At 45.1% G+C, this 9,649-nt stretch carries 4 protein-coding genes and 1 pseudogene; 3 read left to right on the forward strand and 2 right to left on the reverse strand.

Features of this window, described 5'->3' with window-relative positions; genetic code table 11:
* Together F6K38_RS02725 and F6K38_RS02730 are read left to right on the forward strand one after the other, a co-directional pair.
* Nucleotides 1-236 (forward strand): annotated as a pseudogene (locus F6K38_RS02725) (NAD-dependent epimerase/dehydratase family protein); the annotation flags it as partial.
* Nucleotides 237-721: 485 nt separating this feature from the next.
* Nucleotides 722-1,267, forward strand: a complete 546-nt coding sequence (locus F6K38_RS02730; RefSeq protein ID WP_008186659.1) for a peroxiredoxin family protein — start codon at nucleotides 722-724, stop codon at nucleotides 1,265-1,267.
* Between the two features lie 101 nt (nucleotides 1,268-1,368).
* Here F6K38_RS02730 and F6K38_RS02735 read toward each other — a convergent pair whose 3' ends face one another.
* Both F6K38_RS02735 and F6K38_RS02740 read right to left on the reverse strand, forming a co-directional pair.
* Nucleotides 1,369-2,394, reverse strand: a complete 1,026-nt coding sequence (locus F6K38_RS02735) for a DnaJ C-terminal domain-containing protein (protein ID WP_008186657.1) — start codon at nucleotides 2,392-2,394, stop codon at nucleotides 1,369-1,371.
* Nucleotides 2,395-2,816: 422 nt separating this feature from the next.
* Complete coding sequence (locus tag F6K38_RS02740) at nucleotides 2,817-4,106, reverse strand: glucose-1-phosphate adenylyltransferase (RefSeq protein ID WP_008186656.1); 1,290 nt, start codon at nucleotides 4,104-4,106, stop codon at nucleotides 2,817-2,819.
* 430 nt (nucleotides 4,107-4,536) lie between these two features.
* Here F6K38_RS02740 and F6K38_RS02745 point away from each other — a divergent pair.
* The coding region (locus F6K38_RS02745; RefSeq protein WP_287356010.1) for a hypothetical protein at nucleotides 4,537-9,649 on the forward strand (5,113 nt) is incomplete at its 3' end.

A 9,649-nucleotide genomic window follows, 5' to 3' on the forward strand; every position in this document is an offset into this window, starting at 1 on the left:
ACTTAGGCACCGGAAAATCTACTTCTTTACTTCAGCTAGTTGATAGTCTAAAAACTTGCTTTCCTCAGTGGAAATCAGAAACTAAATTTGCCCCTCCCCGTCCTGGAGATATTAAACATTCCCAAGCGGATATTTCAATCGCATCTTCCTGTTTAGATTTTACAGCTCAGTGGTCAGTAGAGTCAGGTTTACAGCGTTTAATCGAATCATTAAAATTAAGTCCGGTTAATCACTGATGTGATTTCTTATTCTCAAGGGGTGACCAGCGTTGATCTCCATCGCTTCCCCCTCTTTCCCCTTTTCCGGTCTGTGTAATCAAATTAGTCACTTAATTCATGCTTTCCCTGAACTAACTACAGTTGAGGGTGCCTATCGGTAAACTATAACAGTGACTATAAACTATTCCGATACTTTTTAGCTACCAAAGTCTACCAAGATAGACCTTGGCCCGCCAATGCAAGATGCTTGCGCATCCAGGGGGTATCTCCCAAAGCTCTCAGGAATATCCCGCGAGCGCCATAAAAATGTCAAAACGTTCGTTCCACGGTAGGTCGAGAGCGCAACTATTAAACCCTTGGTTTTCGGCTTTAATTTAAGTTACATAATAATCCCTGTCGGTGTTACCCTAATTTAAGTCTAACAAATAATAAAAGTTTTTGGTAGACTCTGCGACATTTTCTCTAGCTGTTTACTAACCCTGTCCAGGAGAATTGAACCCCTGATGCTCACAGACCTTAACTTTAGTGGCTTAATCAATCAGCGCTTCTTCCACAATTTTGTGCCTGTACCAGCAACTAACGCGCTACAACTCGGAGCAAGGACTCCTGATTTTGAGCTACCAGATATTACCAATAACCGTCAGACCAAATTATCGGATTATCAGGGCAAACAACCGGTCATCTTGGCATTCACCCGCATTTTCACAGAAAAGCATTACTGTCCCCTGTGCTTCCCTCACATCAAAAACATCAATGAGAACTACCAACGTTTCACTGAGAAAGGGGTTGAGGTGTTAATGATTACGAGTACAGATATCAAGCAAAGCCAACAAGTTGTTAACGATCTCAGTTTACAAATGCCACTGCTGAGCGACCCCAACTGTAGAACCTTTCGCGCCTATAACCTTGGTCAAGCACTTGGTGCTCCCCTACCTGGCCAATTTCTTTTAGATCAGCTAGGAAAACTCCGCTTTCAACATCTATTTTCTTTCCTAAATTCAAATGCCGAAGTAGAAACACTCCTAAATGCCATCGACACCCTCTTATGAGGTACCTTCAATTGTCTTACCCCTACTGCCTACTGCCTACTCCCTACTCCCATTAACCCAGCAGGAAAGTCTATCACCCAATTGAGCACTGCTAGATATAATCACAGTCGAACTTGGGACAAATGACTGCGGGGATTGAAGCGGCGACTTTCACGGATTTTTTCATAGTACTCCCGCTCCTGATTGGTGAGGTTTTTCGGAGTTACTATCGTAATTCGCACTAACTGATCACTACGTCCACCCTTAGGTAAAGACCAGCCTTTACCCCGTAGTCGCAGAGATTGACCAGAACGAATACCAGCAGGAATATTCATACTCACAGAGCCATCTGGAGTTGGTACTTCGATTGACCCACCCAAAACCGCTTCATCTGGTGTGATTGGCACTTCGCAAACTAGATTCTCACCATCGAACTCAAAGAAAGAGTGAGATTTGAGTTCTACTTTCAAATACAAATCTCCCTTTTGCCCATTCAGGGGGTTGACCTGACCCTTGCCTCGCACCCGAATACGACTACCGGGTTTGGCACCAGGGGGAATCCTGACAGTTATAGTTTCATTACCTAGGCTGAAACGTTTTTGGACACCATTAAAGGCTTCAGACCAACTGAGGCTAATGGTTGCTTCCCGGTCAGCACTTGCTCCCGTAGTGTTGTTAAAGCCTGACGTGCTGCTATAGCCACCAAAACCACCAAAATCATTAAACCCATTAGAGCTAGAAGTACTTGTACTGTAGGAGTAGCTATGACTACTTCTGCCAGCACCACCGGGCGCACCAGTGCTAAAGCGACCCAGCAATTCATTAATGAACTCGTCAAAGCTGCCGTACTGGCTAAAATCAAAGCCACCAACATCAACACCGACTCCACTACCACCAGACCATCCTTGTCCCGCTTGCTTCCAGTACTGACCAAATTGATCGTATTTCTTCCGTTTGTCCGAGTCAGATAACACTTCGTAGGCTTCATTGACTTCCTTAAAGCGAGCCTCGGCTTGTTTGTCACCAGGATTCAGGTCTGGGTGGTACTTCCGGGCCAAACGCCGGAAGGACTTTTTAATGTGATCAGCACTAGCAGTTTTGCTGACTCCTAGGATGGAGTAATAGTCTTTGAAGTCGGTCGCAGCCATCAAGAGTGTCTCCTAATCGTCTAAGATCGTAAGGGGTCAGTTATTGCCGATTATGGTTTATCTACCTCAACGCCAGGGTAACAAAGGTTTCAAGTAAACTTAGTTCGGTTCTTCCTCACTGGTGCGATCGCAATTTCCGTACATGGTAATACTCTGTCAAGGGTGTTTTGAGGGTTAGGGCAAGGTCTTAGGTAGCAAGGTCTTAGGCTAATGGCTAATGGTTAATGGTGAATGGTTTTAGTAGTTAATGCCTAGCCTAAGGGTGTCTAATCCCTAATCCTTAGGGTAAGCCTGTCTAAAGTAAGCGTGTAAGGGCTGACGGCTGACCGCTAAGGGCTGTTCGCGTAGCGTGCGCGTAGCGCATATGCTTACAGCGCGCCTAATTTTGATATGGATTAACTTACCCTTTCCATCCCATAGGACTAAATCACGGCTCCATGGGGAATTACTGCATTTTTGAGCACTACAACAATGCCATTACGAATATAAAATCCCTCACTTTCGCAGTTGGCCTCTTCTACACGATCCTTGTTAAAGATTTTGACATTGTTACCGATACAAGCATTTTTATCGATAATTGCACGACGAATAACGGTATCCTTACCAATCCCTAAAGTCACTTGGCCTTGTTCTTGGGCTGAGAGACGTTCTGTTAAAGATTGATAGTAGTCAGCCCCCATAATTAAAGTGTCCTCGATAACTGTTCCAGCTTCCACTCGCGATCGCAATCCCAATACCGAGTTATTAATGCGGCAGTCTTTGAGAATACACCCTTCCCCAATTATTGACTCTGTTACCCGACAGTCTAAAAGCTTTGAGGGCGGTAGATAACGGGCGCGGGTGTAAATCGGAGCATCTTCCTGATAAAAGCTAAACGATGGTGATGGTTGACGAGTCAGGGATAAGTTAGCATTGTAGAATGCCTCAATAGTGCCGATATCTTGCCAATAATCATTAAATAAATAAGCTTGAATGTTATACTTTGGCATCGAGGCTGGGATAACTTCGTTACCAAAGTCTGTGTGTTCAGAATTAGCTTCGAGCACTTCTTTCATCACTGCTTTACTAAAAACATAAATTCCCATAGAAGCAATGTAAGGACTATTTCTGGCTTCTTCTGGTGTAAGTCCAAGCACAGTAGTATCCACTTGCATTTGTTTGAGCAATTCCCCTGTGGGTTTCTCCCGAAAGTCAATCACTTTGCCCCGATCATTAATTTGCATCAAGCCAAAGCTAGATGCCCGTGTCTCATCAATAGGTACAACCGAGAGAGTAATATCCGCTCCAGTGTCCCGGTGACGTTGGACAAATAAGCGATAGTCCATCCGGTAGAGGTGGTCTCCTGATAGAATTAGGTATTCATCAACATCCCAGCCATTAAATAACCATAGATACTGACGAACTGCATCTGCTGTTCCCTGAAACCAGCTTGGGTTTTCCGCAGTTTTTTGGGCTGGTAGAATTTCAACAAACCCTTCTGTGAAGCCAGAGAAATTATAGGCACGGGTAATGTGGCGATTGAGAGATGCTGAGTTAAATTGGGTTAGGACATAGATTTTGTAAATCTCAGAATTAATGCAGTTACTGACAGGAATATCGATCAAGCGGTATTTACCTGCCAATGACACTGCTGGTTTAGCACGGGGCTTGGTTAGTGGATATAAGCGGCTTCCTGCGCCACCACCGAGAATGATTCCTAAAACTTTTTTCACAAAACACCTCTGAAATGCTCATGCCTGAACAACTCCAGTCTCTGATGGGTGTGGGGCAGTTTTCAAGGGGGGTAAGCCAGTAATTTATTATAAACGCAAAGTTTTCGAGAAGTCTATGTAAAATCCCTAGTTAGCCCCACAGTAAGTTCGGTACTTTCCCGGTGAACAGAAATCGGTCAAGGGGAAGACAATAAAATCGCTGGGTCAAATTAATTGGGGAAAGGTTTTAAGACAAATTGAAACCCGGTCGGGCATTTGTATTGCCAGAGGATGGATAACTCAGATCGACACCTATACCAGTGGGTGTCCGAAATCGCTTTAGCCAATTCCTATTGACCCAAACCCCAAGCCAATTCTGATGCAGCTATCCCTAATTAGCAATTGGTACTAGCTATTGCTATAGGTAACTAACTAAACATTTTGAATCACTATGGCAGACTTTATTCTCTCACAGACAACTATCGAGCTTACTGAAACTAGTGCTGACCAGTCATATACTATTGCCTTAGACACCCCGCCAACTGGAGACGTGACTGTTACCCTCAGAACTGATGGGCAGAGTCAAATCAATGTGGATGGTCAGGGGTTCAGAACCCAACACACCGTCGTAATCAGTGACACCTCAGAAAAAACTGTTACGGTGCGGGTTATAGATGATGCTACTCCTGAAGGTATTCACCCCGGCACCATCACTCACACTGTTACAGCCACAGAGGACGAAACCAACTATCCCGTAAATACTGAACTTACTGGTGTCACCCTTGAAATTACCGATAATGACCCAGGGCTATATATCCAAGGCACCCCCACACCGATTGAAGGGGGTGAAAATAGTACCTATGAATTTGGGTTGAGTACCGCACCCGATGGAGACGTAACAGTCGAAATCGAAACTAGTGATGGTCAGAGTCAATTTAGTTTAGATGGGGGCAACACCTTTGTCTCTTCCGGAGAGATAACCTTTAACGAAACCGACTTCACCACCGAAATCACGGTGCAGGGGATTCAGGACAACACCTTAGAAGGTGAGCACAACAGCACCATCACCCACACTATTACTGAATCCGAGGCAACACAAGCACAATATTCTCCAGGTCAAACTAGACAGGTCTTTCCCAGGATTACTGACAATAACCCAGATCTGCTCACCTTCGATAACCAAACTTTGTCTATTGAAGAGGGTCAAGAGGGTACGTACACCATTAAAGCAGACGGGCTTGATGCAGGAGACATAAAAGTCACCATCAAAGCCAATGGGTCGAGTCTAATCAAGGTAGAAGATGACCAAGAATTTGCTTCCGAGCAAGTCATCAACCTCAATAGCACCACATCCGAAAAAACTATCACGGTGCAGGCTACTGAAGACTCAGATGTCACCGGACCTCAAAAAGTCAGCATTAGCCACGAAATTACTAATTCAAACAGTTCAAACTTTGAAGAGAGCAAGGTTGGAGACGTCACTGTCACTATTGCTGACAATGATCCTGGGGTAATCATCACCCAAGCTACTGGTCAGATTCAAGAAGGTGACGAAAATGAATACACCATTGCTTTAAGCACCAATCCTACTGGGGACGTAACAATCACCCTTGATTCTGATGACGATAGTCAGATCAAATTGCCGGATGGGACTGGGTTTGTAGACCAGGGAACTATCACACTTAGCGATACTACACCCCAAACCATTAAGGTGCAGGCTACTGAAGATAACGACCCATCAGAAGGGACTCCTCACGAAAGTACAATCACCCACACAATCAGTGCTACAGACGATACCGACAACTATCCTACAACCACAATAGATAACGCTACCATTGAGATTATTGATGATAGCTCTGACCTTTTCTTTTTTGATACTTCCCCACTTGGTCAAACTGGTGTTGAAGATAGTGTTGAAGAGGGTAATGAAGGGAAATACACACTTCGATTACTACAGAATCCCGGTGGAGATGTAAGAGTTACTATTCAGGCTGATGACCAGAGTCTGATCAGTATTGAAGGAGGTACCACATTTGCCGACAGCCAAGTGGTTAGATTCAGTGACACATCGGCAAAAACTATCACCGTCAAGCCTAAGGATGACTCAACCGTCGAAGGAGCTCACACCAGCACCATCACCCACACCATTACTGAGGCTCCGGATGGCTCAGATTTTAAAATAAATAGTAAGGTTGGAGATGTCATTGTCACTATTACTGACAATGACCCAGGTCTAATCATCACTCCAGCAACCGAGCCCACTGAGGAAGGTGGAGACTTGACAACCTATCAAGTTGCCTTAAGTACCACCCCCACTGACCCCGTAAGAGTTACTATCACCACAGATGGGGAAAGTGAACTTGCTCTGGATCAGAACAACTTAAACTTTGGCACCAGTCGAAATATCCAACTTAGTGACACTACACCAACCACTGTCACGGTGCGAGGTACAACAGACGACAAGGTAGAAAGTCTTCACACCAGTACCCTCACTCACCAAATTACCGATTCTGTGGATCCGCAATATCCTGAAAGACAGGGAACATGGTCTACTGATATCGAGATTAAGGATGGTACCCCTGGAGTGATTATCTCCAATAAGTATTTGTCCCTCTCAGAGGGTCAAGAGGGTACTTACAGCATCAGTTTAACCACCGAGCCTACCCAGGATGTAACGGTTACTATTACAGCGGATGAGCAAGGTCTGATCAGTGTGGATGGTGAAGAGTTTGCATCACAGCAGGTGATTACCCTCAACCAAAGCACACTGGAAAAAGAAATCAAGGTGCAGGCGGTAGATGATCAGCCGCCGGAAGGGATTCACAGCAGCATCATTACCCACAGCATTGCTTCAGAGGATACAAACTATTCCGATCAGAACACACCCATTGAGGATGTCACTGCCACAATTACTGATAATGATATCGGAATAGTTATCATTGGTACTCCTCAGGTCACTGAAGGCAGTACTGATACCTACGAAATTGGTTTAAGCACTCAGCCTACTGGAGATGTCAAAGTTACTATCACAGCTGATGATGAGACTGAAATCAGTATTGATAATGGTACTAGCTTTGCTTCCACTCAAGATGTTACATTCAGTGACCTGACCCTTAAAACCATTACCGTGCGCGGTAAGGATGATGCTGAATTTAGGAGTCTTCGCGACAGCACCATCAGCCACGAGATTACTGAATCCCAAGACATCACAAACTATCCCCTGGATCTGGAAATTCCAGATGTTATAGCTGAGATTACTGATGATGAGCCTGGAGTAGTTATCATCAGTAATCTCGATCTCACTGAAGGGGATATCGGGACTTACGAAATTGGTTTAAACACTCCTCCTGTGGGAGGTGGTTCAGTAGAAGTCACTATCACCGCTGATCCACAGACTAGAATCAGCACAGATGGTACAAACTTTGCTCCTAGCCTTCCGATCCAGCTCCAAGGAACTACACGACAAACTATCACAGTCCAGGTGGTTGATGACACCGCTGTGGAAGGCGACCACAGCAGCACTATCAGCCATGAAATTACTGGTTCAAGTGATACTACCAATTATCCTCTAGGCCAGGAGATCAAGGATGTTACTATCGACATTACTGACAATGACCCTGGACTAATTTTTGGTGGTGCGATCGCAATTATCGAAGGCGGTGAGGAAGGAACTTACACAGTTGCTTTAAATACTGTGCCTACCGGAGAGGTAACTGTTACTCTAAGCGCTGATGACGATAGTTTAATCAAGGTAAGTGAAGGGGAGTTTGCCTCTGAGCAAGTCATTACTCTCAACCCAGAAAAACTCCAAGAAACCATTAGTGTACAAGCCGCTGATGACGATCTGGTTGAAGGAATTCATACCAGCACTATCAGCCACAAAGTGACTGAAACCGGAGATACCACTAACTATCCTCTAGGAACTAGCGGCTCCTTCAGTGCCACAATTACAGATAATGACCCTGGGATTGTTTTCAGTAAGACCACCTTGTCTGTTGAGGAAGCTCAAGAAGATACTTACACAATTGGCTTAAGCACTGTGCCTACTAGTGACGTAACAGTCACTATCACAGCCGATGACCAGAGTCTAATCAAAGTGGGTGACGGAGAGTTTGCCCCTGAGCAAGAGATTATCCTCAACGCTGAAACCCTGGAAAAAGAAATTACAGTACAGGGATTAGATGATGATCAGGTCGAAGGTGATCACACTAGCAAAATTAGCCATGAAATTGCTTCCGAAGACCTAGACTATGACCTGGGCGAGCTACCAGAAGAAGTCACTGTCGATATTGCTGATAATGACTCTGGGCTGATCTTCAGCCAGGCCATCACGATCACTGAAAACAATGGTTCAGGCACTTACACAGTTTCTTTGAATACTCCTCCCACTGGAGCAGTACAAATTACTATCCAAGCTGATAACCAGAGTACAATTAGTCTCGATGGCATCAACTTTGGCTCTCAGCGAATCATTAACCTCAACCCAGAAAAACTGGAAGAAACCATTAGGGTACGAGCAGTTCAGGATGCTCTGGTAGAAGGTGTTCACACTAGCACCATCACTCACAGAGTTAGCGATACAGAAGATTCTGAGAACTATCCTATCGGACAAGGCCCATCATATACTGCCAATATTGCAGACGATGACCCTGGAATCGTGTTCATCGATGATCTTGTATCTGTCCAAGAGGGTCAAGAGGGAATTTACACAGTTGCCTTAAGTACCCGACCCACTGGGGATGTAACAGTTAAGCTCACTGCTGATGACCAGAGTGTAATCAAGGTAGATGATGAAGAGTTTGCCAAAGAGCAAGTCATTACTCTCAACGCTGAGACTCTGGAAAAAGAAATCACGGTGCAGCCGGTAGATGATGAGCAAGTTGAAGAAGAGCACAGCAGTCAAATCAGGCACGAAATTACGGTTTCCGATGATCCAAGCTATGCTGTTGGCTTAGTTGCAGAATTCACTGCCAATATTACTGATAATGATATTGCTCCTGGTCAAGTGTTGATCAGCGAGATTTCCCCTCTGACGGAAGGAGGAGAGGCACAGGAGTATACCATTGCTCTGGACACTGTTCCAGCTGGGGCAGTAGAAATCACCATTACTGCGGATGACAACAGTGAAATAAGTCTCGATGGGCAGAGCTTCGATAATGAAGTGGTAGTGAGCCTAACGGATACTACCCCCACAACCATTACGGTACAGGCAGTAGATGACGAGAGTGTCGAAGGTGAGCATAACACTACCATCAGCTACGCCATTACCAACACCGAGGATTCAGACAAATATCCTGATACTCTCGATATCCCAGCCACCGAGATCACCATTACTGATAATGAGGCAGTTGTTCCTGGTCAAGTGCTGATCACGGAGATTTCCCCGATCGCGGAAGCGGGAGAGTCTGGCACTTATACCATTGCTCTTGACACTGAGCCAGCTGGACCAGTAGAAATCACCATTACTGCGGATCAAGACAGTGAAATAAGTCTCGATGGGGAGACTTTCGACAACGAAGTGGTAGTGAGCCTAACGGATACCACCCCCACAACCATTACAGTAC

Source organism: Moorena sp. SIO3B2 (assembly GCF_010692525.1).
In the GTDB taxonomy this organism is placed as follows: Bacteria; Cyanobacteriota; Cyanobacteriia; order Cyanobacteriales; family Coleofasciculaceae; genus Moorena; species Moorena producens.

Excerpts from the sequence above, each read along its gene's own strand:
- F6K38_RS02735 (WP_008186657.1), bottom strand. The coding sequence starts at position 2,394 with ATGGCTGCGACCGACTTCAAAGACTATTACTCCATCCTAGGAGTCAGC.
- F6K38_RS02730 (WP_008186659.1), top strand. The coding sequence starts at position 722 with ATGCTCACAGACCTTAACTTTAGTGGCTTAATCAATCAGCGCTTCTTC.